Origin of the sequence: Herbaspirillum sp. AP02, from assembly GCF_015767275.1 — a bacterium.
GTDB lineage: Bacteria > Pseudomonadota > Gammaproteobacteria > Burkholderiales > Burkholderiaceae_D > Herbaspirillum.
In genome coordinates this window covers 655,459-679,812 of the sequence record NZ_JADWMY010000001.1, presented here as the reverse complement: position 1 = coordinate 679,812, position 24,354 = coordinate 655,459, and the positions used below count along the sequence as shown (strand labels likewise).

The window sequence follows — 24,354 nt, the reverse complement described above, 5'->3', positions numbered from 1 at the left end:
CGGCAGCGGTCGCCAGACAAAAGAAAGGCGAACCCGCGGGTTCGCCTTTTTGCTTTGGATGTGCGCTTGCTACTGCGCTGCCGGCATGGCGGGTGGAGTCGCCCGGGCATCGCCGCCCAGTGCCTGGTACAGCGTCATCTGGTTCTTGAGCTGGTTCAGCCGGGTCTGGGCCAGGGAGGTCTCGGCGGTACGTCGTTTGTCCTGCTGATCCAGCCAGGCCTGCAAGGTGACCGAACCGGCGCGGTAACGCAGTTCGAACAGTCGCTCGGCGGCCTGTGCCACTTCCAGGTTACGTACCAGCAGGGCCTGCTGGTTGGCATATTGCTGGCGTGCCGCGAGGGCATTTTCGACATCGCTGAAGGCCGAATACAGGGTCTGGCGGAAGTTGGTGACGGCGCTGTCATAGTCGGCCTGCGAGACGCCGACCTTGAGCTTCATCTGCGTCTGCTGCAGGAAGGGCAGGGTCAGTTGGGCGCCCAGCGTAGCGATCGGATTCTGTACCAGACGCAGCAGGGCGTCACTGCTGGTGCCAAGCGTGCCGGTGAGGTTCAATTGCGGATAGAAGCCCAGTCGTGTGAGGTCCACATTGGCCAGCGCGCTGCGCAGGCGCAGCTCGGCCGCGCGCAGGTCCGGTCGGCGCCCTAGCAGGTCGGCCGGCAGGCCGGCTTCAAGCGCTGGCAGTGGCTGCTCAGGCAGGCTGGGCGGTAGCGTGAAGGCCTGGTCCGGCGGGCTGTCGAAAAGAATCGCCAGGGCGTTGTCGTTTTCCACCCGCTGCCGTATCAGGTCGGTATAGCTGGACTGCTGGCTCAGCAGGTTCTGCTGCGCCGTCAGCACTTCCAGCGAAGAGACGGCGCCGGCACCGTATTGCGTGTTGACCAGTTCCAGCGTCTTGCGGGCGTAATCGATGCTCTGCTCGGCGGTGCGGATGCGCTGGTTCAGGAAGGCGCCGGTCCAGTAGAGGTTGGCGGTGGTGCCGACCATGGTCAGCGCGGTGGAAGCGCGATCCTGCTCGGTCGCCAGGGCTTCCCAGCGGGCCGCGTCATAGTTGGCGCCCAGGCGGCCCCAGAGATCCACTTCATAAGACAGGGTGATCGAATTCTGGCTTTGGCGCGTGGTCGAGCGGTTGTTGCCGCTCAGGGGCTTGCTGGCGCTGCTGCCGAGCTGCCCGCCGAGCGCCGGGACGAAGGCATCGTCAGCCAGGCCGGCCAACAGTTGGGCGCGTCGTACCTTGATGGTGGCGGCAGCCAGATTATTGTTCTTGCGCAGGACTTCATCGATCAGGCGCGTCAGTTCGGCGTCGCCGAAACCTTGCCACCAGCGCTGGGCATCGACCGTGCCGGCCGCAGGCGCCTGTTGCCAGGCCGGCGGCGCCTGGGTCACCGGCGGCGCGTAGGGTGTGCGCGTCAGGGAACTGCAGCCGCCCAGCAGGGCCAGTGCCAGCAGCAGGGGAAGACGGGAGAGAAGAGGCTTGGACATGGCTATGGAATCATTCGCGTGCAAGGGCGTCCACCGGGTTCAGGCGCGCCGCATTGCGGGCCGGGAGGAAGCCGAACACCACGCCGATCAGGGTGGAACAGGCAAAGGCGCTGACGATGGAGGCGGTGGAATAGATCATCCGGAAGCTGCTGACGAAGTGCGCGAAGATCGCGCCGAAGGATAGCGCCAGCAACACCCCCAGCAGCCCGCCGGCCAGGCAGACCAGTACCGCCTCGATCAGGAACTGCTGCATGATGTCGCTCTGGCGCGCGCCCACTGCCATGCGCACCCCGATCTCGCGGGTGCGCTCGGTGACCGACACCAGCATGATGTTCATCACGCCGATGCCGCCCACCACCAGTGAGATCAGCGCGATCATCGACACCAGCAGGGTCAGGGTGGCGGTGGCCTTCTCGATGGTCTGGCGGATGCTGTCGGTATTGAAGATGTAGAAGTCCTTGATGCGGTGACGCAGGGTCATCAGCCGCGTGATGCCTTCTTCGGCAGCGGCGCTGGGAATGTTGTCGCTGACCCGCACGGTGATGCCGCTGAGATAGCGTTGACCGATCACGCGACTCATCGCCGTGGTGTAGGGAACCCAGACATTGAGGGCGCTGTTGTTGCCGAAACCGTTCTCGCGCTTTTGCGTCACGCCGATCACCCGGCATGGGACGCTGCCCAGGAAGATCACTTCACCCAGGGCACTGCCACCGTTGGGGAAGAGCTTCTTGTAGGTGTTGGCGTCGATCACCACTTCCTGCGCATAGCGGCGGATGCTCTCGTCATTGAAGACCATGCCCTGCGCCATCTTCAGGCCGCGCACCCGGAAATACTGCTCGCCCACGCCATTGATGGTGGCGGTGACCGAGATGTTGCCGTAGCGCGCCGAGGAGGCCGCGGCCACGCTCGGGGTGACGCTGTCGACGAAGTTCTGTTCGGCCAGGGCGGCGGCATCGGCGGGGGTGAGGGTGCGGATGGCAGCGGACTTCATGTCGCCGAAGTCGGTGCCGGGGAAGATGTCGATGGTATTGGTCCCCATGGAACTGATGTCGGACAGGATCTGCTCCCGCGAGCCGCTGCCCAGCGCCACCACCGAGACCACCGAGGCAATGCCGATGATGATGCCCAGCATGGTCAGGAAGCTGCGCAGGCGGTGTGCATTCATGGCCAGCAGCGACATGCGCAGCGCCTCGTTGAGCCGGTCCAGCGTGGCGCGCCAGGCCCGAGCATGCTGCTGGCGCTCATTGCGCTGGCGGCGCGGTTTGTGGCTGCCTTGCTCGGTGCTGGCGTCGATACTGACGCCGCTCTCTGCATCGGTGGCTGCGGGCATGTTGCGGCGGTCGGCGATGATCACGCCATCCTTGATCTCGATGATGCGCTGGGCATTGCTGGCCACCTGCATGTCGTGGGTGACGATGATGATGGTGTGGCCTTCCGCGTGCAGCTCCTTGAGGATGTTCATCACCTCGTGGCCGCTATGGCTGTCCAGGGCGCCGGTGGGTTCGTCGGCCAGGATGACGTCGCCGCCGTTCATCAGCGCGCGGGCGATGGATACCCGCTGCTGCTGGCCGCCCGACAATTGCCCGGGCTTGTGGTGGCTACGTTCGGCCAGGCCCAGGCGGGCCAGCAGTTGCGCGGCGCGCTGGCGTCGTTGCGTCGGGTCCTGGCCGGCATAGACCGAGGGCACCTCGACGTTGGAGGTGGCGTCCAGGTCCGAGAGCAGGTGGTAGCGCTGGAAGATGAAGCCGAAATGCTCGCGCCGCAATTGCGCCAGTTCGTCGGCGTCGAGCTTGCCGGTTTCGCGCCCGGCCACCAGGTAGCTGCCGGCGCTGGGCTTGTCCAGGCAGCCGAGGATGTTCATCAGGGTCGACTTGCCCGAGCCGGAGGCGCCGACGATGGCCACCAGCTCACCGGCCTCGATATCGAGGTTGATGTCGTTGAGCACGGTGATGCTGTCGTCACCGGCCGGAAAATCGCGGCGCAGGCCGCGCAGTTGCAGCAGGGCAGTGGTCATGGTGGCCTTACATGCGCGGCGGTGGGCCGCGCCGCTCGCTGCTGCTGTCAGTGGCACCGGCCACGGCAGTGCCGGTCACGACACGCTCACCGGCCTTGAGACCTTCGGTGATCTGCACCTGGGCATTGGTATTGATGCCGATCTTGACCCGCCGATCGTGCGCCTGGCCCTGGTCGTCGAGCACCCGCACCAGATAGCTGCCCTGCGCATCCTTCTCGCCCAGCGCGGTCGAAGGCACGACCAGGGCGTTCTTCGCTTCGGAGAGCACGATGTTGACCTGGGTGGTCATCGAGATGCGCAACTTGCCTTCCGGATTGGGGACATCCAGCAGGCCGTTGTAGTAGATCGCCGTAGAGCTGGCACTGGTGCTGCTGGAGCTGAGACTGCTGGTGGAGGTGTCGTCCTGCAGGATGGAATCCGGCGCCGGTTCGATGGCACGCAGGGTGGTGCGGTAGCGATGGTCGGGGTCGCCCAGGATGGTGAAGAAGACCGGCAGGCCGGGCTTGACACGGACCACGTCGGCTTCGGAGATTTGCGCCTTGACGGTCACCGTATCCATGCGCGCCACCTTGATGATGGTCGGCGTGGACTGGTTGGCGTTCACGGTCTGGCCTTCCTGCGCCACCACTGCCACCACCTGGCCGTCGATGGGCGCGGTGATGCGGGTGTAGCCCAGATTGACGCGGGCGGTATCGACCTTGATCGCGCCGTCCTTGATCTGTGCCTGCAGGCCGGCGATGTCGGCACGGGTGGCGTTGAGGGTGGCTTCGGCGGTCTCGAAGTTCTCGCGTGAGCTGGCGTCGCCGGCCAGCATCATTTTCTGGCGCTCGTAGGCCAGTTGCGCCTGTTTCAGGGAGGCCTCCTTGGAGCGCAACTGCGCCTGCAGGCTCTGCAGCGAGAATTCGCTGCTGGCCAGGGTATTGGCCTGGGTCAGCGAATCGATCTCGGCCACCAGTTGCCCCTTCTTGACGCGCTCGCCCAGCACCACCTTGAGCGACTTGATCTGGCCCGAGACCTGCGCACCGACACTGACCTGCTTGTAGGCCTTGACGGTGCCGCTGGCCAGTACCACGTCCTGGATGTCGGTCACGGTAGCGGTCGCGCTCAGGTACGTGGGCGGCGGCGGTGGCGTGAGCATGCGATTAATGATGTAGCCTCCCGCCAGCAGGATGGCGAGACCGATGATGATGATCTTGGGACGGCGAAGGGTGGCAATATTCATGCGAAAAATGGACGCGCTTTGGTCAGTTCCGGGCAGCCGCCAGTGTGAAGCAAGGCTGGTCGCCGGATCGTCAGAAGAAGTAAATGTGGAGCCATCGCACGCAGGCGAAAATCCCACGGGAGCCAACATCGCCTGCTCACGGTCTGGGCAACGCATTGACCGGCGGCACGCTGCCCAGCAGCCGCACCATCTCGATGCCATCCGAGAGAAAACGTTGCAGGGGAGTTAGCATGTAGGGCAGGGCAAAGGCGATGAGGATGAAGCCGGACAGCATGGTAATCGAAAAACCGATCCCGAACAGGTTGAGTTGGGGGGCCGCGCGGGTCAGGATGCCCAGTGCGAAGTTGGTGATCAGCAGCGCGATCAGCAGCGGCAACGACAACTGCACCCCCATGCTGAATATCTTGCTACCCCACAGGACGAGCTGGTGGAAACCCTCGGTGGTGATAGGCTGGCCCGTGATGGGTAGGGTATGGAAGCTTTCGGCCATCACCTGCAGCAACAGCAGATGCCCGTTCAGGCTGAGGAAGACCATGGTAGCCAACAGCGACAGCACCTGGCTGATGACGGCCGTACGGCCCTGACTCTGGGGATCGAAGAAGGCGGCGAAGGACAGGCCCATGGTGGAACTGGTCAGTTCGCCCGCGGCCTCGACGGCGGCAAACACCACCCGCATGGCAAGGCCCATGGACAGGCCGATGAGCAGCTGCTGCAGCAGGATCAGCAGGCCAGTCATCGACATCGGATCGATGGCCGGCGGCACCGGCACATCCGGCGCCAGTAGCGCGCCGATGGCGATGCCCAGCAAGACCTTCACCAGCATCGGCACGCTGGCACTGCCGAAGGGCGGTGCGATGGATAGCAGCCCGAGGATACGGGTGGTCGGCCAGATGAACATGGCGACCCAGGCGTAGAGTTGCTGGCTGGAGAAGGTGAGCATGAGTCAGGAGTCAGGAGCCGCCGGACACGTGGCCCGGCAAGCGCGCTACTGGACCATGGCAGGAATGCCGGCGAGCATGTTGTGCATATAGTCCAGGATGACGCTCAACATCCAAGGGCCGGCAATGATCATGGCCAGGAACACGCCCACCAGCTTGGGAATGAAGGCCAGGGTCTGTTCGTTGATCTGGGTAGCAGCCTGGAAGATGCTCACCAGGAGGCCGATGACCAGGGCCGTGAGCAGCATCGGGGCGGCGATCAGGAGGGTCACCTCGATGGCCTGACGGCCCATGGTCATGACGGTTTCGGGAGTCATCGTTGGTCCTTGCCTGCGGCTAATAGAAACTCTGGGCCAGGGACCCGATCAGCAACTGCCATCCATCCACCAGCACGAACAGCATCAGCTTGAACGGCAGCGAGACGATGGCTGGCGACATCATCATCATGCCCATCGACATCAGGATACTGGCCACCACCATGTCGATGATAAGGAAGGGGATGAAGATGGCAAAGCCGATCTGGAATGCCGTCTTCAGTTCGCTGGTCACGAAGGCTGGCACCAGCAGGCGCAGCGGCACGTCTTCCGGTCCTTGCAGGGCGGGGCCACGCGAGAGCTTGACGTACAGCGCCAGGTCGGACTGGCGGGTCTGCTTGAGCATGAATTCCTTGAGCGGCGCGGCACCCTTGTCGAGTGCCTCCATCATCTGGATCCGGTTTTCCGCGAAGGGCTGGTAGGCCTCGGTGTAGATGCGGTCGAATACCGGGCTCATGACGAAGAAGGTCAGGAACAGCGACAAGCCGATCAACACCTGGGTGGGCGGCGTCGATTGCGTACCGAGGGCCTGGCGCAGCAGCGACAGCACGATCACGATGCGGGTGAAGCAGGTCATCATCAGCAACGCCGCCGGGATGAACGACAGCGAGGTGAGCAGCAGCATGGTCTGGATCGGCAGCGAATAGTTCGTGCCACCGCCCGGAGCGGGCATGCTGTTCAATGCGGGGATGCCTTGCTGGGCCGAGGCTGCCAGCGGCAGACAGGCCAGTGCCAGCCACCAGTAGCGGCTGCGCAGCAGACTGGCGGCATGAGCGGCCAGGAGACGGAAGAGGCCTTGCGGCTTAGGTTGTGCTGCCATCATTACCCGGGCGGTTGCCGTTGCCGGCGCCGCCATTACGTTTGTCCATGGTGTGCTTGAGCCAGGTGGCGAAGGCTGGTGCCCCGGTCTGGCTGCTCTGCTGCGCCGTCAGTTCCTGGCGCGGCAGGGTGGCCAGGGCGTTCACGCGTCCCGGCGCCACGCCGACCACGATCCACTGTTCGCCGACTTCGATGACCATCACCCGTTCACGGCTGCCCACCGATACCCCACCGACCACCTTGGCGGCGGCATGACCACTCAGGTTCTGGCTCAGTCCGAAGCGCTTCAGGAGCCAGGCGATGCCCGCCATGACGGCCAGTACCGCCACCAGTCCGAACAGCATCGTGAAGATGCTGCCGCCGGACGAGGGCAGGGCGCTGCCAGTGACGGCGGGCACGGCTGTGAGGGGGGCGCTGGTTGCGTTCGCTGTGGTGGCGGTGGTGGTAGCGGCTGTACCAGCCACCGGTGCGTTGTCGGCCCAGGCCTGGGCGCCGATGATCAGGCTGCCGCCAATAAAGAGCAGGGCGGACACGAGGCCCGCCCGATACTGATGCTGATGCGGTCTGCCCGTCGCATGTGTTGCAGGCGGGACGCGGAATGCAGCTGAAATGCGTTTCATCAAACTCAAGCCATCCTGCCTAGCGGTTGAGCTTGCGGATGCGTTCGGCGGGCGTGATGATGTCGGTCAGGCGAATACCGAACTTGTCGTTCACCACCACCACTTCACCCTGGGCGATCAGGCAACCGTTGACCAGTACGTCCATCGGTTCGCCGGCCATGCCATCCAGTTCCACCACCGAACCCTGCGCCAGTTGCAGGAGGTTCTTGATGGCGATCTTGGTGCGACCCAGTTCCACGGTTAATTGCACCGGAATATCGAGGATGAAGTCGATATCGTTGGGGGTGTTGGTCTTGATGTCCTGGGCACTCAGATCCTTGAAGACGGTGGCAGCAGCCGGTGCGGCCGTGATGCCCTTCTCGTCTTCCATCTGACCTTTTTTCAGCGCTTCTTCGGCCTCGGTCTGCTCGGCCATGGCCGCGCCCCACGGATCGTCTTCCGCCGCGCCTGCGCCTGCTACGTTCTCATCAGCCATTACTAATCTCCTTGAAAGCTTTCCGGTGTTTCTTGATGGGTGATGGACAGCAGTTTTTCCACGCGCAAGGCGTATTGACCATTGAACTGGCCATAGCTGCATTCCATCACCGGCACGCCATCAACCTGCGCCTCGACGGTCTGGTTGGTCTGCAGCGGGATCACGTCACCCACCTGCATGTGGAGGAGGTCGGTAAAGTTGACGCGGGCGGTGCCAAAATTGACGATCAGTTCGACCTCGGCGGTCTGGATCTGCTGCTTCATCAGGCGGATCCAGCGCTTGTCCACTTCCAGTGCCTCACCCTGCATGCTGCTGGTGAGGCGATCCCGCACGGGCTCGATCATCGAGTAGGGCGTGCAGATATGGATTTCACCCGACACCGGTCCCAGTTCAATGGTGAAGGTGGTCGAGACCACCACTTCGTTGGGGGTTGCGATGTTGGCGAACTGGGTGTTCATTTCCGAGCGGATGAACTCGAATTCGATGGGATAGATCGGCTCCCACGACTTGGAGTACGTCTCGAAGGTGATTTCCAGCACACGCATGATGATGCGCTGCTCGGTGGGCGTGAATTCACGACCTTCGATGCGGGTGTGGAAGCGGCCATCCCCGCCGAACATGTTGTCCACCAGCATGAACACGAACTGCGGGTCGAACACCACCAGCCCGATACCGCGGAAGGGCTTGATGTGGACCAGGTTCAGGTTGGTCGGGACCACCAGGTTGCGAATGAACTCGCTGTACTTGGACACCTTCACCGGACCGACCGAAATCTCGGCGGTACGGTGGATGAAGTTGAACAAGCCGATGCGGAACAGGCGGGCGAAACGCTCGTTGATGATTTCGAGCGTGGGCATGCGCCCGCGCACGATGCGTTCCTGTGTGGCCAGGTTGTAGGTACGTACCGTACCAGGAGCTTCTTCGACGACTTTTTCTTCGTCTTCATCTCCCGTCACGCCCTTCAAGAGGGCATCGACTTCTTCCTGTGATAGAAAATGCTCGGCCATGGTCGAAAATCTCTGACTGCGATGCGGTGTTACTGCTGTTGGATCACGAACGAGGTGTAGAACACGTCGGTGATCTGCGGTCCCTTGCCCTTGCCGGAGAACGGTTCGCCCAGTTGGTCGATGATCTCGTCGGTGAGCTTGCGTTTGCCTTCACTGGTGAGCAATTCGGAAGCCTTCTTGCTGGACAGCACCATCAGCAGGCGGCTGCGAACTTGCGGCATGTAAAGCTTCAGCGCTTCGGCGGTCTGGCCATCCGGCACTTGCAGGGTCATCGCCACTTGCAGATACTGGTCGCCGGATTCCTGCTGCAGGTTGACCACGAAGGGCTCGATGACCACGAAGGTCGGGGCCTTGGCCTCGGACTTTTCCTCGGCGTGATCCTCGCCCTTTTTACCCTTGCCGCCCATCATGAAGAAGGCGCCGGCACCACCGACGACCAGCACCAGCACGACGCCGATGATGATGAACAGCATCTTCTTGCTGGATTTGGCCGGTGCTGTATCTGCTTCAGCGCCCTTGGCAGGTGCTTTTCCTTTTGTTGCCATCTACTAGTCCTTTCAGTTCGTCAGCGCGTAATGCGAGGATATCTGCTTATCGGCAAGGAAATCCCATTGTTGAGCCCTGCGCGGACGAAATTGCATTTTTTGTAAGTGGGTCGGTCGCGGCCGGCCTCAGGCGAAGGTGTCCACCAGACCTGCGCCGCTGCTGGTGGCGGTCGTGGTGGTGGTCGCGTTGACGGCCAGCTCGCCGTCCTGTTCCTTGCCGAAGCTGCCCGATGCTGACGAAGCGCGGCCTTGCTGCTGTCCATTGTTGCCTTGCTGCTGATTGGGCATGCCGGTATTGACGGTGGCCTGGCCCAGCTGGATGCCGGCCTGGTCCATCATTTCGCGCAGCTTGGGCATGGCCGCTTCCAGCGCCTGCTTCACTTCGGGCTGGGCGGTGATGAAGGTGGCGTCGGCCTGCTGGTTGTGTACGTTCAGGACCACTTGCATCGGTCCGAGATCGGGCGGGTTCAGGGTCAGGGAGGCACTTTGCATGCCGGCGCTGACCATCCAGGTGATCTTGCTGCCGACCGCCTGATCCCAGCCAGCGCTGCCCACATTGGGCTGAATCTTGTCGGTGTAGGTGCTGCCGAAGACGGCCTGCGGCTGGTTGGCGGCCAGGGCCTGCTGCATGGCAGGCATGACCAACGGGGTTGCGGTGGCCTGCGGCAGGTCCTGTTTGACCACCGGTGCGGCTTCCGCACTCACCTTGCCGAACTGGGCGCGGCTGGCCAGGGCAGTGGCATCTTCCTTGGGAGTGGCCTTGCTGGTGTCGCTTCCCAGGTCGATGGCAGGCTTGTCGTTCTTGCTGCTCTTGTCGCTGGCCTGATCCAGGGCATTGGCCTCGGTCGCGGCACCTTTGCGGGCCAGTTCTGCGCTGTCCTGCCTGGCCTTGCTGGCGGCCATGCTGTTTTGTAGGCCCGCCAGGTCGATCTTGCCTTGTTTGGCGTCTTCCATCATGGCCTGATGCTGGTCGGCCAGCGATGGCGCTGCGCCGCCGCGCTTGGCCTGGCTCAGCAGGTCGCCCTCGGTGTTTTCGCTTTTGCCCTCGGTCACCGGCTTGACGGCATTCTGGGCGATGTTGGCGACCAGCGCCAGCAACTCGGCCGAGGCCGGGGTGGTGGTGTCGTCGTCGGCATCGTCCTCGTCCTTGCTCTTGTCGGCAACTTCCGACTTCGATTCGGCCTTGGCCGCTGCTGCCGGCTTGGCAGCGTCATTCTGCGCGGTCTGGTTCGTCGCTGCGGGCGCGGCCTGTGGCTTGTCTTTCGACTGATTTTCCTGGTTGCGCGTGCTGACCTGGCTATTGAGCACCTGGTTGAAGGGGACGTCGGCCGTGAAGCTGTCGGCCGGATTGCCCGAGCGCGAACCGGTGGCGGCTTGCGAGCCGGTAATGACATTCAACAGCGGCAGGGAAGTGTTCATGGTGGTGGCCTGTCGGTTACGTGCTACTCGGTGCTCTGCGTACTCTGTGCGTTGCGGTCGTCGTGTACTGCTTGCCTGTCGCAGGCCGGATCAGCGCTTGTAGAAGCTGATGCGTGCGGCGTGCTCGTCCATGGACTTCTGGTCGCGCTTGTTTTCCTTGCGCATTTCCTTGTCCCTGGCACGCGTGGCCAGGGTGTCGTAGGACATGCGCTTGCGCTCGCAGGCCTGCCAGGCAGTGCGAGCTTCAGCCACGCGTTGCTGGCTGCTCTGCACCACATCCTGCTGGCCGTCGATGGCGTTGTCGATCTTCTCCAGGAACAACTGGAAGTTGCGGTAGGCCAGGGCGGTCAAGCCATTGGTCAGGGTTTCCTGGAAGCGTGCTGCATAGTCATCGCGGTATTGCTGCAGGATGCCCAGCTTCTGCTGTGCTTCTTCACTCACGCGAATAGCCCGGCCGAGGCGCTTGGTCGCATCGTCGGTCTCTTTGGTCGCCAATTCAATCAGCGTATCAAGTGCGGAGGGAGTAGCCATGATCGCTCAGATTATATTTTTGGGCGCTGCTGCTCAATCACCCGAATAGAGCGGTAAGTTGCCTCAAGCTCTCTGATACATCGGCCTGCTCGTGGATGCCTTGCTGCAAAAAGGCTTCCATTCTTGGCAATAAGGCAATGGCTTCGTCGAGGATGGGGTCGCTGCCGGCGGAATAGGCGCCCACGCTGATGAGGTCGCGGTTACGCTGGAAGCGTGAATACAGCTGTTTCAGGTGGCGTGAGCGGCGTTGGTGGTCGGCATCGGTGATGCTGTGCATGGCGCGGCTGATGGATTGCTCGATATCGATGGCCGGGTAGTGGCCCGCCTCGGCCAGCTGGCGGTTGAGCACGATGTGCCCGTCCAGAATGGCGCGGGCGGCATCGGCGATCGGGTCCTGCTGGTCGTCGCCCTCGGTGAGTACGGTGTAGAAGGCGGTGATCGAGCCGCCGCCCTCGTCGCCATTGCCGGCGCGCTCCACCAATGCCGGCAGCTTGGCGAACACTGACGGCGGATAGCCCTTGGTGGCCGGCGGCTCGCCAATGGCCAGGGCGATCTCGCGCTGGGCCATGGCATAGCGGGTGAGCGAATCCATGATCAGCAGCACATCCTTGCCCTGATCGCGGAAATATTCGGCAATCGAGGTGCAATAGGCTGCCCCCTGCAGGCGCATCAGGGGCGGGGTATCGGCGGGGGCGGCCACCACCACCGAACGAGCCAGGCCTTCGGGCCCCAGGATCTGTTCGATGAATTCCTTGACCTCGCGGCCGCGCTCGCCGATCAGTCCAACGACGATCACGTCGGCGCTGGTGTAGCGCGCCATCATGCCCAGCAGTACGCTCTTGCCCACGCCGGAGCCGGCGAACAGGCCCATGCGCTGGCCACGGCCCACGGTGAGCATGGTGTTGATGGCGCGAATACCGGTGTCGAGGATGTCGCGGATCGGTGCACGCCCCAGCGGATTGGCGGCGCGTACGCCCAGCGGGGCGGAGCTTTCGGTGTGCAGCGGGCCGAGATTGTCCAGTGGACGGCCGGCGCCATCGAGTACGCGGCCCAGCAGTTCGTCGCCGACCGGCAGGCGGCGGCTGTGCTCATCGATACGGCGCGGAGTAAAGCTGATGGGGCCGGTGCGCGGCGGCGGGCGGACCGGTTCGACCGGATAGACGCGGGTGCCCGGGACGATGCCCTCGACATCGCTTTGCGGCATGAGAAAGAGGCGATCGTCCTGGAAACCGACGACTTCTGCTTCGATCATGGTGCCATTGGGCAGCGGGACGTTGCAGGGGCTGCCTACCGGCAGCTTCAGTCCGACCGCTTCCATCACCAGCCCGGCGACGCGGGTGATGCGGCCGGCGGTCATGGTCGGCTCAGCCATGGAAACCAGGCTGCGACAGTTGTGCAGATAGGCTTGCCAGAGGCTGCTATGGGAAGGCATCGGGGAGTTCATGCGGGGCTCCCGTTCAGGTCGGTATCACTTGCACAACTTCATTCCAGCCAGTCGAGCTGCTTGGAGAGTGACTCGCCCAGGCGCTTCCAGCGGGTCTGGGTGGTGGCATCGATCTGGTTGGTCCGGGTTTCGACACGGCAACCGCCACGGTCCATCTGGGGATCCTCGTCGATCTTCCAGCCCTGCTGGGCCAGTTCTGCGCCCATGTGCTCGCGTACCAGCGCGGCGTCTTCCGGGTGCAGGGCCAGGCTGGCCGGCAGTTGCAAGATGGGCAGCGCGTGGATGGCGGCGCTGACGGTGGGCAGGACCAGTTCCGGACGTGCGCGCAGGGCGGTCTTGAGCATGGACTTGGCCAGGTCTAGCGCCAAGTCCAGCATCTCAGGGGCCATGCGTTCGCTGCACTGGGAGACTTCGGTACTGAAGTTGACCGCGATCTGGCGGAAATGCTGGATGACTTCGTTGATTTCCTGCTGGCCCTGCTGCAATCCGGCCATATAGCCTTCCGAGCGGCCGGCCTGCAGGCCATGCTGGCGGCCTTCGGTAAAGCCTTCCTGGCGCGCGGCCTCGCGGATGGCATCCAGCTGCTCGGCGGTCAGTTGCGGTACCGGCGGCGGTTCTTCGAGGAATTCCTCCTCTTCCGGCAGCGGTTCGGGCTCCGGTTCGGGTTCGTCGTGGAAGGACGCCAGCTCCCAACGCTGGTAGGGCGTCATCTCTTCCTTGGGTATGATCTTTGCACGCATGGCTTCTTTGACTCCTCAGGCCGGCATGCCGACAGCAAACTGCACGATGGGCGTCAAGCGCATCAGACGAACGCGTCCTCGCCTTTGGCGCCCAGCACGATCTGGCCTTCGTCGGCCAGGCGGCGCACGATCTGCAGGATGGCCTTCTGTTGCGCATCGACTTCGGACAGACGCACCGGTCCCTTGGATTCCAGGTCTTCCTTCATCATCTCGGCCGCACGCTGCGACATGTTGGCGAAGATCTTGTCGCGCAGGCCTTGCGAGGCACCCTTCAGGGCCACGATCAGCGACTCGGACTGGACTTCGCGCAGCAGCAGCTGGATGCCGCGGCCGTCGATGTCGATGATGTTCTCGAAGACGAACATCTCGTCCATGATCTTCTGCGCCATGTCCTCGTCGTAGGAACGCAGGTTGTTCATCACCGCAGTCTCGTTCTCGCCCGACATGAAGTTGAGGATCTCGGCCGCGGTACGGATACCGCCCATCTGTTGCTTCTTGAGGCTTTCGTTGCCGGTCAGCAGCTTGGTCAACACGTCATTGAGTTCGCGCAACGCGGCCGGCTGCACGCCGTCCAGGGTTGCAATACGAAGGATGACGTCGTTGCGCAAACGTTCCGTGAAATTGTTGATGATACCGCAGGCATGGTCGCGCTCCAGGTGGACCAGGATGGTGGCGATGATCTGCGGGTGTTCGTTGCGGATGAGTTCGGCCACCGACTGCGCGTCCATCCACTTGAGGCTTTCGATGCCGGAAGCGTCGCGTCCACCGAGGATGCGGTTGAGCAGGGAGGTGGCCTTGTCGTCGCCCAGGGCCTTGGTCAGCACGCTGCGGATGTACTCGTCCGAATCCAGTCCCAGCGAAGAGGCCTGGCCGGTCTCGGCGACGAAGGCTTCCAGCACTTCGTTGATTTCCTCGAAGCTGACATTGCGCAGGGCCGACATGGCCGCGCCCAGCTTCTGGACCTCTTTCGGGCCCAGGTATTTCATCACTTCGGCGGCCTCATCCTCGCCCAGGGCGAGCATGAGGATGGCGCCTTTCTGAACGCCGTCGTTACTCATTGTTCACCCATGACTTAATGATGCTTGCCACCAGTTTCGGATCGTTCTTGGCCCACTGCTTGGCGGTTTCCAGGTTGGCCTTGTAGGCGGCGCGTTCGTCGATTTCGGATTCGCCCGAGAGGTTGACGATGGCATCCGGATCGTCCGGATCGAAGCCGGCGGCCACTGCCGCAGCGGCGGCGGCAGCTTCGGCCTCGGCCTTTTCCTTGGCCAGGCGTTCGCGCTCTTCGCGGCCGGAGAGCTTCCAGACGATGGGGCGCAGCACGCGGAAGTAGAGGAACAGCAGCACTGCAGCCACCAGCACGTACTTGCCGATTTCCTTGGCCAGTTCGATCATGCCCGGTTGCTTCCACAGCGGCACTTCCGGTTCCATGTCGGTGCTGAACTGGGTGTTGACCACGTTGAGCGAGTCGCCACGATCCTTGTTGTAGCCCATCGCCTCGCGGACCAGGTCGGTGATCTGGTTGCGCTCGGCTTCGGTCAGCGGACGCATCACGATCTTGCCGGTGTTGTCCATGGTCCGCTTGTAGTTCACCACCACGGCTACCGTCAGGCGACGCACGCCACCCATGGGTTGCTGGGTATAACGCACGGTCTTGTCGACCTCGTAGTTGATGGTCTCGTCCTTGCGCGAGTTGCCGCTGGCCGTGGGGGCGGGCGCTGCGCCATTGGGCGTGGCAGCGGTGCCGTTCTGGTTGGCGGCGCCATTGGCCACAGCCGGGTTGACGATAGGGGCGGTGGCCGGGGCCGGTGGCTGGTTGGTCAGTGCGCCAGGGACGCCGGAGGTGCCGGAGGTCGCGCTATTGGCTTCGCTGCTCTGCTTGCTGCGAACGGCAGCGGTGTCCTTGGTCTGGTTGGGCTTGTAGGCTTCGGAAGCCTGCTCGGTACGGGAGAAATCGACATCCGCAGTCGCTTCGGCGCGCACGTTGCCATTGCCAACGATGGGCGCGATGATCGATTCGACACGTTTGACGATGTCCTGCTGCAGGTCCTGGACGTACTTCAGCTGCGTCGGGTCCAGGGTATTGGTCTGGGCTTGCTTGGTGGTGTCGGAGAGCAGATTGCCGTTCTGGTCGACGATGGTGACCGACTTCGGCGACAGTTCGGGGACGCTGCTGGCGACCAGGTGGACAATGGCGCTGACCTGTTGCTGGTCGAGATAGCGACCAGGGTAGAGGCTCAGCACTACGGATGCGGTGGGTTTCTGCTGATCGCGCACGAAGACCGACGCCTTGGGCAAGGCCAGGTGCACGCGGGCAGTCTGTACCGAGGACAGGGATTGTACCGAACGCGCCAGCTCGCCTTCGAGGGCGCGCTGGAAGTTGACCTGTTCCAGGAACTGGGAAATGCCCAGCTTCTGGTTTTCCATCAGCTCGAAGCCGACATTGCCGCCCTTGGGCAGGCCTTGGGCGGCCAGCTTCAGACGGGCGTCATGCACCATGTTCTCGGGCACCAGAATGGCCGTGCCGCCCTCGGAATACTTGTAGGGCACGTTCATCTGCTGCAGCGAGGCCACGATGGCGCCGCCGTCGCGGTCATTGAAGTTGGAGAACAGGACGCGATACTCGACCTTCTGGCTCCACAGCCAGATACCGGCCATCAGCGCCAGGGTGGCAGCTGCGGCGATGATGAGCAGGATGCGTTTGCCTTGCGGCGAGCGGGCATAGCCAACCATGCCACCCTGGGCGGGTTGGCCCTGGGGCATGCCCTCAGCGTTGCTGATGTCGCCCGTGGTATTGGTTTCGCCGGTCATCGTGCCGTCGGCTGCTACCGCCATGATTTCCCCTCTGGCGTCCCCGCGATTGCCAGCTTGATAAAGACTTTAGTCACTGCCTACCTTTGTGAGGTTTTTTGCTCAGTGTGGATTGTCCGTTGGAAGCGGGAATTTGATCGCCCGAACAGAATGGCAAATTCCCCGCTTATTGGTGCGATTTGTCAATGCGGCAGTGTTAAGGTGCTGCTGTAGATGGCAGGGGTGCGTGCTGCGCTCCGGTAGCTCCGGCAAGATGAACTCAAGAGGTGGGAAATGGCAATCGAAAGCGTGATTGATACCAGCAAGATCGAGGCGATGGTGGCCCAGCTGAAGGCAGCTGCGGCGCGGGCGCAGGGCGTTACCGATCCGATTCAGAGTGGCCTGAAGGCCGAAAAGCCGGCGCAGCGCGTCGATTTCGCCGATGTGCTCAAGGGGGCCATCAATCAGGTCAACGATTCCCAGCAAACGGCAGCCAAGATGTCACAAGCCTTTGCGATGGGTGATGATAGTGTGAATCTTTCTGATGTGATGATCGCTTCACAAAAGGCTAGTATTTCCTTCCAGACAAGTATTCAGGTGCGTAATAAGCTGGTCTCTGCCTACCGCGACATCATGACCATGCAGTTGTGATCGGTTGATGCCTGATGGTTAATGCTTGCGCGGGTCGGCTTTGCCGGCCGTGAGCAGGCTTGCATGGCAAAACACCCCGAAAACCGGCTGATCCGGTCTTCGGGGTGTTTTTTTGTGTACGGTGGGGTGTTGCGGAGGCAGTGACGTGCCGTCCGATATTACATCATGCCGGAGGCCTTGGCGTTCTGCTCGCGTTCCAGCTTGGTGATGAAGCGCTGGATCGCCGCCAGCACGGTGCGGGGAATGTCGACGAACTGGCAGCCGAAGCGGTTGACCACCTTGCCGTTGGTCATCTTGAATTCCTTGCAATCCCGGACTTGCAGTTTGACGGACACCAGGGTGTTGTCGCCCAGTTCCAGCTGGCAATCTTCATAGATCATGCCGGGTGTCGAAGGCAGGATCTTCTTTTCGTCGGTGATGCCTACGCCGCCGGCGCTGATGTTGTTGAGCAGCGTGATCACGGTGGCAAAGGAGCCGTCGGTCTGTGTCACGCGGAAGGTGCAGCGCAACGGCTTGGCAATCGGCGTGGGGATGCGGAAATATTCGCGGCGCTGCAGACGAACCAGGCTTTCGGGAATGGCCACCCTGAATGCGGGGCGGTTCTGGTACTCGATCTGGCTGGCGCCGTCGACTGCGAAGGTGATGCGGATGCTGTTGTACAGTGCTTCGAAATTGATGCGCTTGCTGGCAACGATGCTCTCATTGAGCATGGCGCTGGGAGCAGCATCGATGATGACCGAGTCATCATCGGCATCGACTTCAAGTATGGAAGTGATCACGGATTCGGAGCCACCCTTGATCAGCAGGCTCAGGAGCTGGTTCTTCTCCATCATGCTGGTCAGCAGGGCGATGATTTCCCGCCGCGAATGAACCCGGAAGGGACTGTCGTCTTCGATATCGTCGTGGTTAGGCATCTATCTGTGCGTCTTGTGCGTCTGAATTCAGCGAGTGGACTCGCTTTCCCCTGGGAAATTATTTGAATAATTTAACGCAGTATCATACATCACAGACCCACCTAATTGCATATTTTCAATACGATATAACCACGCGAGCAATTCCGCCACAGTGCGGTAGAGGGCAGGCGGGATCTGCTGGTCCAGTTCCACCTGCATCAGCAGGGAAACCAGTTCCTTGGATTCATGAACATAGACGCCGCTTTCTTTGGCGCGGGCGATGATGGCTTCGGCCACCAGGCCGCGGCCCTTGGCCACGACCTGTGGCGCGCCCTGGCTGCCATTGTAGGCCAGCGCGACGGCATTTTGCAGGGGGATGTTAGGTTTCTCCATCGGCATGCTTGACGGTCAGGGAGTCGAGGGAGGTGCCGGCGGCTGCCATGGCGTTGGCAAACAGGCTGCTTTGACCACGCAGGGCCGCCGCAGCAGCTTCGTTGTCGGCTTTGACTTGTACGTGGATCTGCTGCCCGATCAGGCGGATCGAAGCGGAAACGCTACCCAGCTGGGCGAAGTTGAAGCGCACCACGCTGTGCCAGGTGGGCGCCGCTTCCTCGTCGCTGTGCGCACCGGAAGAGGGCTGGTCGTGCTCCCGGCTGATCTCCCACTCCATCTGCTGCCCTGGCCAGACTTGCCCGTGCCAGACCACCCGCTGCTGTTCGAGGGCGTTGAGTTGCAGATTGATCAACTGTCCAAGCTGGTTCTGGGCCGGATCGCTCTGGCTGAGCAGATTGATGTCGCCGCCTTTTTGCGCCGCCACCTGGGCTTGGGGTTCCTTCATCAATTCTTCAGCCGGGCGCTGGCCGGCTGCCCAGGCCGATACGTGCGATTCGTAGAACACACCGCTGTAGGCGATGGCGTCCTTGAGTGCGCCGGCCATCTGTTCGGTGGGGACATTGGGCTTGGCCAGCAACGGGGCAGGGGCACTGACATGATCGGCCATGTCGCCTTGCTGCGAGGCGTGCAGCAGGCTGCCGATGAGGCGGCCGGCATTGCTGAGCGTGGTGGTGGTGCTGGACGGGGGGCCAGATTCGCCCTGGCCCGGGGACTTGGCCCTGGCGTCGACCGGGACTTCCTCGTTCTGGGCGATCTGGCCCGCACCGCTTTCGTCGCGAGTGACGAATTGCAGGGACTTCAGGTCCTTCTGCATGGCGCGGCCGGCATTGCTCAGCGCGACAGCGGCACTGTCTTCGTCGGTGCGAATGCTGCCTTCGTTGACGGAAAACGTAGGGCGAGGGTCCTTCGAGACCAGTGTGAGGATCAGTGAATCGCCGACCTTGGCATTGTTGGGCAACACCATGCGCGCTGCCGTATTGGCAATGCGTACCAGGAAAGTGCCGTCGCTGAAGTTCGAGAGGATGCGGCCGGACATCTGCTGGCCGATGGCGATCTGGGCCAGCCGGCTGAACGCTTCTTGTCGGGTATCGGCAACCGAAACAACGGCGGTGGCCGCGTCAACTGCGTGGACAGGCTGGACGGCGCTGGCAATATCGGCCCGCGGCAGCATGTTCAACTACCCATGCCGTAGGTATTGAGCAGCTTCTGTTCGGTTTGGTTGCTTTGGATGAGCGCCGACAGCTTGCGCAATCCCGGCTCGGTCAGATTGCGGATGTGGCGATCGTCTTCGAGGATTTTCTTGATGATGTCGACCTTGCGGTGACGCAGTGCCTCGGGAAGGGACACATGGTCCTCGCAATTGCGCAGGTTGGCGATATGCTTGCCACATTGCGCTTCCAGTGCGGCGAGCAGGTCCCAGTCCGCTGCCCGCGCGGCAGCCAGCATTTCATCGGTCAATTGGGAGATCGACTCGTAAATGGCGATGACTTCGTCACCGTTCATATCAGTCAGGCCTTTGCGAAGCTGGGTTGGGAATGATCCGGAACAATGGCCATCTGCGGTGTGGACTGTGCGGCGTTGGGCCCGATCTGTTCCCACGCCGAACGAATTTCATCCAGCAGCCGGTGGACCTCATCGAGAATGGCAGGATTGTTGCTGGTGTTGGCTTCGAACAGGCGGCGGCTCATGTACTCGTACAGCGCATCCAGGTTCAATGCCAGTTCGCCGCCGACTTCCTTGTTCAGGCTCGCGCGCAGGCCATTGTCGATGATCAGGATGGCCTTGGTGATGGACTCGCCCTTGTCCTTGATATTGCCTTCGCCCATGTACTTCTTGGCCAGCGCAATAGCTACCAGTGCGCCATCGAAGAGCATGGTGATGAGCTTGTGCGGGCTGGCGGCGACCACGCCGGTTTCCACCCCGATATTGGCGTAGGCGTTGGCCCCGCGTTTCATGCTTCCGAACATGACTTTCTCCTATGTTCGCGGATTCAGACTCAACTGCTCTTGGCCAGACTGGCCAATTGCTGGGTCAGGTAGCTCTGCGTGGACTGCATGCTGGCCAGCGTGATGTTGAGTTGGTTGAACTGGTTGGTGTAGGCATCTTTCAGATTGGACAAGCGGCTCTGTACTGCAGTCTGGCGATCCTGGTTGATCTTCAGGCTGGCTTGCAGGCCGTTGGTCTTGGTGGCGATGATGCCGGTGTCACTCAACAGGTTCGTCATCAGCGTCGTCAACTTGGTGACGATACCATTTTTGGAGGAGGTGGTGTTGGTGGTATCCGGATCAGTGCCGGCGAACAGGTTGGCGATGCCGGCGAAATTGTTGGTGGCCGCGGTCGACAGCTTGGTGGCGTCCAGTGCCAGCGTGCCGTCCTTCTGGAACCCGATGCCGATGTCGGACAGCGTGTTGATGCCGTTGCCACCATCCACCGAGGAGAACAGGGTGTTGCGCAACTGGGTCATGATGGTCTGGACCGACGATTCGCTGGCCAGTGGCGCCGAGGTGTTGGCCTGGCCCAGCGTGGTCGAGGGTGTCTGCGCGGTCATGCTGGCGATCGCCTTGGCCAGGGTGTTATAGGCAGAGACGAAGGTGTTGGCCGCGCTGGTCAGGCCGGTGGTGTCATTGCTGATATTGAGTGTGAAATCGTCAGCCGAGGTGGTGACCTTGGAGAGGTTCAGGGTTACGCCTGAAATCACGTTTTCCACCTTGTTGCTGGGGCTGGTGACGGTCACGCCGTCGATGGACAGTTTGGCGTCCTGCGCCTTGAGCAACTGGCCCATGCCGCTGGCGGTGAGGCCCGAATAATCCCCGCTACCGGCGAGGGAGATGGCAGCCGTGGCGTTCGCGGCGTTGGGTGTCAGCACCAGGCGGCTATTGGTGCCATCGTTGGTGATCGAGGCGGTCACGCCAGCGGCCGCGCCATTGATCGCGGTCATGACCTGAGTCAGGTCGATGTCGCCGCTGCCATTGGCCGTCGGGTTGATGGCGATGGTGCTGTCACCCACTTTCAGGTTCAGCGAGCCGGTGGTAAAGAGCTGGCTGTTGCCGACATTGGGGGTGGTGACCGTACCGCTCGGGTCCGAATTGAATACTGCAAAGTCCGACGTGCCGGTGACCTTGATGGTATTGGTGGCACCGCTGTCCTTGGCGGTGAGTACCAGGTGATCGTTGGTGCCGTCGCTGACGATGGTGGCATTCACGCCGGCATCGCTGCTGTTGATGGCATCGCGCACGCCTGCCAGGCTGTTGGTGGTTGGCTTGATGATGGTGGTCGAACCGGTGCCGGTCTTGATCGCCAGCAAGCCGTTTTCGAAGGTGCTGCCCGGGGTAATGCTGGCCGAGCTTAGCTTGGCGGTCTGCGCCAGTTGCGTCACGCCGACCGAATAGGTGCCCGAGGCGGCCTTGGTGGCATCGCGCGGCGCCTGGATCTGGGTCGTGGTGCTGGGTGTTGAACTCGATGGATCGTAGGCGAAGCGGGACAGGCTGTTGTTGGCCGTGACCTTGATGGTATTGGCGGTGCCGCCGGTGTTTGATTCCAGCACCAGGTGATCACCGCTGCCATCGGTGACGATGGATGCGCTTACCCCCGCCTTGGAGGCATTGATGGCGTCGCGCACACCTGCCAGGGTGGAGTTTGCCTTGAGCGTGATGAACGTGGGCGAGTTGGTACCGATCTTGATGGCCAGCGAGTCTCCGGCGCTGAAGGTGGTGCCGCTGGCGACGCCCTCGGACTTGATCTTCTGCGCCAGGATCTTGGTCGAGTCGTCGCTGTTGATGTCGGCGGTGAACGGATCGGTGGTCAGACTGCTGCCGGTGCCGGCGTTGCTGACACTGCTTTTCTGGGAGCTGAAGCTGGCTGCACTCATGCCCTTGATGGCCGACTGATAAGTCGATAGCGCGCTCTTGAGGCTGCCGTACGCGGAGATCAGGGTGTTGTAGCTGCTGGCCTGGGTGGTCAGCGGAGTCAGCTGGGATTGGCTCTCCGCGGAGATCAACTGGCTGACCAGGGTCGCGACGTCAAGTGGACCTGCCGAGGTGGAGATAGTGCCGGTGGAAGTGGCCATGGTTCAACTCCTGAATCTTTGCGTAAGGCACAGCGCTTTAGGGGGGAGCTGCGCGCGCGGTCAAGAGGAGAGTGGCTCTCAAGTACGGCGTCGGTGCAGGAGGGACGCTGTGCGGGTGTTATGCGAATCCATTATGAACTGGGGTAGCCGAACCCGTCATGCGCCATGAGTGAACATGGGCGCACGCGGTCTTTCGAGCCACTGCAGTTCGTACCAGACTCAAGTTCAATTCAGACCTTGTGGTTGATCAACAGGCCTTGCATCTTGTCGATGGACTTGGCGATGGAGATCGCTTCTTCACTGGGAATCTGGCGAATCACGGTGTCGGTCGCGGTATCCACGACTTTGACGATGGTGCGGCCAGTCTCTTCGTCCTTGGAGAAATTCAGTGCCGAGGCGCTGGTCTTCGCGAAGTCATTGAGTTTGCTGACGGCATCGTTGACATCGCTTTCCGTCGCACGCCGTGCTTCCGAAGTCGCTGCCGGGGCAACGGTCGATACCACGGGATCTGGCTTGACAGCGCTTTGCGGCAAGGCATACGCCGTACCGGAATCGCCAGCAGCTGTGATATTAAGTGGGGCAATCGACATGTTACTACTCCCTTCCTTAAAGGAACGTGCGGAGAATAAGGCCTATCCTCCGCACGTCATCCTACCTAGCTATCAGGCTTATTTCAACAGCGACAGGACTTGCTGCGGTGCCGAGTTGGCCTGCGACAGCATCGCGTTACCAGCCTGTTGCAGGATCTGCGCACGGGTCAGGTTTGCAGTTTCTGCAGCGTAGTCGGTGTCCATGATACGGCTGCGGGACGCGGTGATGTTCTCGCTCGACACTTGCAGGTTGCTGATGACGGCGCTGAAGCGGTTCTGAACGGCACCGAATTCTGCACGCTTGGACGAGATCAGGCTGATGGCCTTGTCCAGGTTGGTGATTGCCTTCTGTGCATCGCTTTGTGCCGACGGAGCGGCAACAGCCTTGTCCAGGGACAGTTTGGCGCTGTCCACGGCCTTCTGCAGGGTCACTGCGGAAGATGCCAGGGCGCTGGCGCTCAGGGTCGAGCCGGTAGCGAACAGGTTGTCCAGCTTGGCCTTGGCCGAGGTGTAGGTGGTTTGAGCAGTGCTCACGCCGGAGGTGTCGCCGAGACCGATCAGGCCCTTGGCGCTGGTACCGATGACGTCGGCGACGGTCTTGTTGTTCGACAGGTCATCCAGGGTGATGGTGATCTGATCGTTCAGCTTGTTGTCCTGGACGTTGGCGCCGACCTGGAACGACAGGGTCAGGGAAGCCGAAACGTTGGCCGAGCTGGAGCCGACGCCAGCCGATGCGCCTTGACCGGCGCCGGTGAACAGGTTCTGACCGTTGAAGCTGGTGCCGTTCAGCACGCGGAAGACTTCGCTGGACAGTTGCTTGTATTCGTCGTTCAGGGTCTTGCGGTCTTGTGCGCTGTTGGTGCCGTTGGCAGCCTGAACAGCCAGTTCACGCATACGCTGCAGGTTGTCGGTCACGGTGGACAGAGCGCCTTCAGCGGTCTGAGCCATCGAGATGCCGTCGTTGGCGTTACGTTGTGCAACTGCCAGACCCTTGATCTGGGAGTTCATGCGGTCGGCGATGGCCAGGCCGGCGGCGTCGTCCTTTGCGCTGTTGACGCGCAGGCCGGACGACAGACGTTGGATCGAGGTGTTCAGCGACGCCTGCGACGAATTCAGATTTCGTTGCGTGTTCAGCGACGGAATGTTGGTATTGATGACTGATGCCATGTTAATTCTCCTAAGATTTGAGACCGATGATCCGAGTTTCAGTGCTTAACTTTGGTCTTCTACCCATGAGCCCCAGGCGTTTCAACCTCTGTTGATTGCTTTATCGGGCAGTCTTGGAAAAAGTTTAGGGCTTTCGCGAAAAAAATCTCTTTCAAGGCTTTCCGAACTAAAACTGCGTGCTTTGAAACTGCAAGCAAATCCTTTTTCGACGCCGATCAGGAAAACTTTAGCGAAATTTTG

General features: G+C 61.8%; 25 protein-coding genes. 1 reads left to right on the top strand and 24 read right to left on the bottom strand.

Going from position 1 to position 24,354, the window contains the following annotated elements:
- Nucleotides 1-69: 69 nt before the first annotated feature.
- The 16 genes from I5R65_RS02990 to fliF all read right to left on the bottom strand — a co-directional run bounded on the left by I5R65_RS02990 (nucleotide 70) and on the right by fliF (nucleotide 16,399).
- Nucleotides 70-1,476: an efflux transporter outer membrane subunit gene (locus tag I5R65_RS02990; RefSeq protein WP_180668740.1), complete on the bottom strand. Its 1,407-nt coding sequence runs from the start codon at nucleotides 1,474-1,476 to the stop codon at nucleotides 70-72.
- A 10-nt stretch (nucleotides 1,477-1,486) separates the two neighbouring features.
- Complete coding sequence (locus I5R65_RS02985; protein ID WP_180668739.1) at nucleotides 1,487-3,490, bottom strand: MacB family efflux pump subunit; 2,004 nt, start codon at nucleotides 3,488-3,490, stop codon at nucleotides 1,487-1,489.
- Between the two features lie 7 nt (nucleotides 3,491-3,497).
- Nucleotides 3,498-4,712, bottom strand: a complete 1,215-nt coding sequence (locus I5R65_RS02980; RefSeq protein WP_180668738.1) for an efflux RND transporter periplasmic adaptor subunit — start codon at nucleotides 4,710-4,712, stop codon at nucleotides 3,498-3,500.
- Between the two features lie 136 nt (nucleotides 4,713-4,848).
- A complete protein-coding gene (gene fliR, locus I5R65_RS02975; protein ID WP_180668737.1) occupies nucleotides 4,849-5,652 on the bottom strand; it encodes a flagellar biosynthetic protein FliR in 804 nt (267 codons plus the stop codon).
- A gap of 45 nt (nucleotides 5,653-5,697) precedes the next feature.
- Nucleotides 5,698-5,967, bottom strand: coding sequence for a flagellar biosynthesis protein FliQ (gene fliQ, locus I5R65_RS02970; protein WP_180668736.1), 270 nt, complete (start codon nucleotides 5,965-5,967; stop codon nucleotides 5,698-5,700).
- A 19-nt stretch (nucleotides 5,968-5,986) separates the two neighbouring features.
- Nucleotides 5,987-6,784, bottom strand: coding sequence for a flagellar type III secretion system pore protein FliP (gene fliP / locus I5R65_RS02965; protein WP_231395040.1), 798 nt, complete (start codon nucleotides 6,782-6,784; stop codon nucleotides 5,987-5,989).
- Entirely contained in the window at nucleotides 6,768-7,316 is a 549-nt protein-coding gene (fliO, locus tag I5R65_RS02960; protein WP_370460949.1) for a flagellar biosynthetic protein FliO, read from the bottom strand. Before fliO ends, fliP begins: the two co-directional genes overlap by 17 nt.
- A gap of 106 nt (nucleotides 7,317-7,422) precedes the next feature.
- Entirely contained in the window at nucleotides 7,423-7,878 is a 456-nt protein-coding gene (fliN, locus tag I5R65_RS02955) for a flagellar motor switch protein FliN (protein WP_180668735.1), read from the bottom strand.
- A 2-nt stretch (nucleotides 7,879-7,880) separates the two neighbouring features.
- A complete protein-coding gene (fliM, locus tag I5R65_RS02950) occupies nucleotides 7,881-8,885 on the bottom strand; it encodes a flagellar motor switch protein FliM (RefSeq protein ID WP_180668734.1) in 1,005 nt (334 codons plus the stop codon).
- A 29-nt stretch (nucleotides 8,886-8,914) separates the two neighbouring features.
- A complete protein-coding gene (gene fliL / locus I5R65_RS02945; RefSeq protein ID WP_180668733.1) occupies nucleotides 8,915-9,430 on the bottom strand; it encodes a flagellar basal body-associated protein FliL in 516 nt (171 codons plus the stop codon).
- Nucleotides 9,431-9,556: 126 nt separating this feature from the next.
- Nucleotides 9,557-10,849: a flagellar hook-length control protein FliK gene (locus tag I5R65_RS02940; RefSeq protein ID WP_180668732.1), complete on the bottom strand. Its 1,293-nt coding sequence runs from the start codon at nucleotides 10,847-10,849 to the stop codon at nucleotides 9,557-9,559.
- Between the two features lie 90 nt (nucleotides 10,850-10,939).
- Entirely contained in the window at nucleotides 10,940-11,380 is a 441-nt protein-coding gene (gene fliJ / locus I5R65_RS02935; RefSeq protein ID WP_180668731.1) for a flagellar export protein FliJ, read from the bottom strand.
- Between the two features lie 37 nt (nucleotides 11,381-11,417).
- On the bottom strand, nucleotides 11,418-12,824 hold the full coding sequence (gene fliI, locus I5R65_RS02930) for a flagellar protein export ATPase FliI (protein ID WP_180668730.1): 1,407 nt from the start codon (nucleotides 12,822-12,824) through the stop codon (nucleotides 11,418-11,420).
- Between the two features lie 38 nt (nucleotides 12,825-12,862).
- On the bottom strand, nucleotides 12,863-13,564 hold the full coding sequence (fliH, locus tag I5R65_RS02925) for a flagellar assembly protein FliH (RefSeq protein ID WP_180668729.1): 702 nt from the start codon (nucleotides 13,562-13,564) through the stop codon (nucleotides 12,863-12,865).
- Nucleotides 13,565-13,626: 62 nt separating this feature from the next.
- Complete coding sequence (fliG, locus tag I5R65_RS02920) at nucleotides 13,627-14,622, bottom strand: flagellar motor switch protein FliG (RefSeq protein ID WP_034338562.1); 996 nt, start codon at nucleotides 14,620-14,622, stop codon at nucleotides 13,627-13,629.
- Complete coding sequence (fliF, locus tag I5R65_RS02915) at nucleotides 14,615-16,399, bottom strand: flagellar basal-body MS-ring/collar protein FliF (protein WP_180668728.1); 1,785 nt, start codon at nucleotides 16,397-16,399, stop codon at nucleotides 14,615-14,617. Before fliF ends, fliG begins: the two co-directional genes overlap by 8 nt.
- A 249-nt stretch (nucleotides 16,400-16,648) precedes the next feature.
- Here fliF and fliE point away from each other — a divergent pair, with 249 nt between their 5' ends.
- A complete protein-coding gene (fliE, locus tag I5R65_RS02910) occupies nucleotides 16,649-17,005 on the top strand; it encodes a flagellar hook-basal body complex protein FliE (protein ID WP_180668727.1) in 357 nt (118 codons plus the stop codon).
- Between the two features lie 158 nt (nucleotides 17,006-17,163).
- Here the strand turns inward: fliE and I5R65_RS02905 are convergent, their stop codons facing one another.
- From I5R65_RS02905 to I5R65_RS02870, 8 genes are all read right to left on the bottom strand, one after another.
- Nucleotides 17,164-17,919, bottom strand: coding sequence for a flagellar brake protein (locus tag I5R65_RS02905; protein WP_180668726.1), 756 nt, complete (start codon nucleotides 17,917-17,919; stop codon nucleotides 17,164-17,166).
- A 27-nt stretch (nucleotides 17,920-17,946) separates the two neighbouring features.
- Nucleotides 17,947-18,291, bottom strand: coding sequence for an EscU/YscU/HrcU family type III secretion system export apparatus switch protein (locus tag I5R65_RS02900; RefSeq protein WP_180668725.1), 345 nt, complete (start codon nucleotides 18,289-18,291; stop codon nucleotides 17,947-17,949).
- Nucleotides 18,278-19,462, bottom strand: a complete 1,185-nt coding sequence (locus tag I5R65_RS02895) for a flagellar hook-length control protein FliK (protein ID WP_180668870.1) — start codon at nucleotides 19,460-19,462, stop codon at nucleotides 18,278-18,280. Before I5R65_RS02895 ends, I5R65_RS02900 begins: the two co-directional genes overlap by 14 nt.
- A gap of 2 nt (nucleotides 19,463-19,464) precedes the next feature.
- On the bottom strand, nucleotides 19,465-19,794 hold the full coding sequence (locus tag I5R65_RS02890; protein ID WP_180668724.1) for a flagellar protein FliT: 330 nt from the start codon (nucleotides 19,792-19,794) through the stop codon (nucleotides 19,465-19,467).
- Between the two features lie 5 nt (nucleotides 19,795-19,799).
- Nucleotides 19,800-20,258: a flagellar export chaperone FliS gene (gene fliS, locus I5R65_RS02885; RefSeq protein WP_180668723.1), complete on the bottom strand. Its 459-nt coding sequence runs from the start codon at nucleotides 20,256-20,258 to the stop codon at nucleotides 19,800-19,802.
- A gap of 29 nt (nucleotides 20,259-20,287) precedes the next feature.
- On the bottom strand, nucleotides 20,288-22,357 hold the full coding sequence (fliD, locus tag I5R65_RS02880; protein ID WP_180668722.1) for a flagellar filament capping protein FliD: 2,070 nt from the start codon (nucleotides 22,355-22,357) through the stop codon (nucleotides 20,288-20,290).
- Between the two features lie 230 nt (nucleotides 22,358-22,587).
- Entirely contained in the window at nucleotides 22,588-22,947 is a 360-nt protein-coding gene (locus tag I5R65_RS02875; RefSeq protein ID WP_180668721.1) for a flagellar protein FlaG, read from the bottom strand.
- Nucleotides 22,948-23,025: 78 nt separating this feature from the next.
- Nucleotides 23,026-24,114, bottom strand: a complete 1,089-nt coding sequence (locus tag I5R65_RS02870) for a flagellin (RefSeq protein ID WP_180668720.1) — start codon at nucleotides 24,112-24,114, stop codon at nucleotides 23,026-23,028.
- Nucleotides 24,115-24,354: the final 240 nt, after the last annotated feature.

Bases quoted from the DNA above. Each gene is read 5' to 3' on its own strand.
- I5R65_RS02990 (WP_180668740.1), bottom strand. From the start codon at position 1,476: ATGTCCAAGCCTCTTCTCTCCCGTCTTCCCCTGCTGCTGGCACTGGCC.
- I5R65_RS02985 (WP_180668739.1), bottom strand. From the start codon at position 3,490: ATGACCACTGCCCTGCTGCAACTGCGCGGCCTGCGCCGCGATTTTCCG.
- I5R65_RS02980 (WP_180668738.1), bottom strand. From the start codon at position 4,712: ATGAATATTGCCACCCTTCGCCGTCCCAAGATCATCATCATCGGTCTC.
- fliR (WP_180668737.1), bottom strand. From the start codon at position 5,652: ATGCTCACCTTCTCCAGCCAGCAACTCTACGCCTGGGTCGCCATGTTC.
- fliQ (WP_180668736.1), bottom strand. From the start codon at position 5,967: ATGACTCCCGAAACCGTCATGACCATGGGCCGTCAGGCCATCGAGGTG.
- fliP (WP_231395040.1), bottom strand. From the start codon at position 6,784: ATGGCAGCACAACCTAAGCCGCAAGGCCTCTTCCGTCTCCTGGCCGCT.
- fliN (WP_180668735.1), bottom strand. From the start codon at position 7,878: ATGGCTGATGAGAACGTAGCAGGCGCAGGCGCGGCGGAAGACGATCCG.
- fliM (WP_180668734.1), bottom strand. From the start codon at position 8,885: ATGGCCGAGCATTTTCTATCACAGGAAGAAGTCGATGCCCTCTTGAAG.
- fliL (WP_180668733.1), bottom strand. From the start codon at position 9,430: ATGGCAACAAAAGGAAAAGCACCTGCCAAGGGCGCTGAAGCAGATACA.
- I5R65_RS02940 (WP_180668732.1), bottom strand. From the start codon at position 10,849: ATGAACACTTCCCTGCCGCTGTTGAATGTCATTACCGGCTCGCAAGCC.
- fliJ (WP_180668731.1), bottom strand. From the start codon at position 11,380: ATGGCTACTCCCTCCGCACTTGATACGCTGATTGAATTGGCGACCAAA.
- fliI (WP_180668730.1), bottom strand. From the start codon at position 12,824: ATGAACTCCCCGATGCCTTCCCATAGCAGCCTCTGGCAAGCCTATCTG.
- fliH (WP_180668729.1), bottom strand. From the start codon at position 13,564: ATGCGTGCAAAGATCATACCCAAGGAAGAGATGACGCCCTACCAGCGT.
- fliG (WP_034338562.1), bottom strand. From the start codon at position 14,622: ATGAGTAACGACGGCGTTCAGAAAGGCGCCATCCTCATGCTCGCCCTG.
- fliF (WP_180668728.1), bottom strand. From the start codon at position 16,399: ATGGCGGTAGCAGCCGACGGCACGATGACCGGCGAAACCAATACCACG.
- fliE (WP_180668727.1), top strand. From the start codon at position 16,649: ATGGCAATCGAAAGCGTGATTGATACCAGCAAGATCGAGGCGATGGTG.
- I5R65_RS02905 (WP_180668726.1), bottom strand. From the start codon at position 17,919: ATGCCTAACCACGACGATATCGAAGACGACAGTCCCTTCCGGGTTCAT.
- I5R65_RS02900 (WP_180668725.1), bottom strand. From the start codon at position 18,291: ATGGAGAAACCTAACATCCCCCTGCAAAATGCCGTCGCGCTGGCCTAC.
- I5R65_RS02895 (WP_180668870.1), bottom strand. From the start codon at position 19,462: ATGCTGCCGCGGGCCGATATTGCCAGCGCCGTCCAGCCTGTCCACGCA.
- I5R65_RS02890 (WP_180668724.1), bottom strand. From the start codon at position 19,794: ATGAACGGTGACGAAGTCATCGCCATTTACGAGTCGATCTCCCAATTG.
- fliS (WP_180668723.1), bottom strand. From the start codon at position 20,258: ATGTTCGGAAGCATGAAACGCGGGGCCAACGCCTACGCCAATATCGGG.
- fliD (WP_180668722.1), bottom strand. From the start codon at position 22,357: ATGGCCACTTCCACCGGCACTATCTCCACCTCGGCAGGTCCACTTGAC.
- I5R65_RS02875 (WP_180668721.1), bottom strand. From the start codon at position 22,947: ATGTCGATTGCCCCACTTAATATCACAGCTGCTGGCGATTCCGGTACG.
- I5R65_RS02870 (WP_180668720.1), bottom strand. From the start codon at position 24,114: ATGGCATCAGTCATCAATACCAACATTCCGTCGCTGAACACGCAACGA.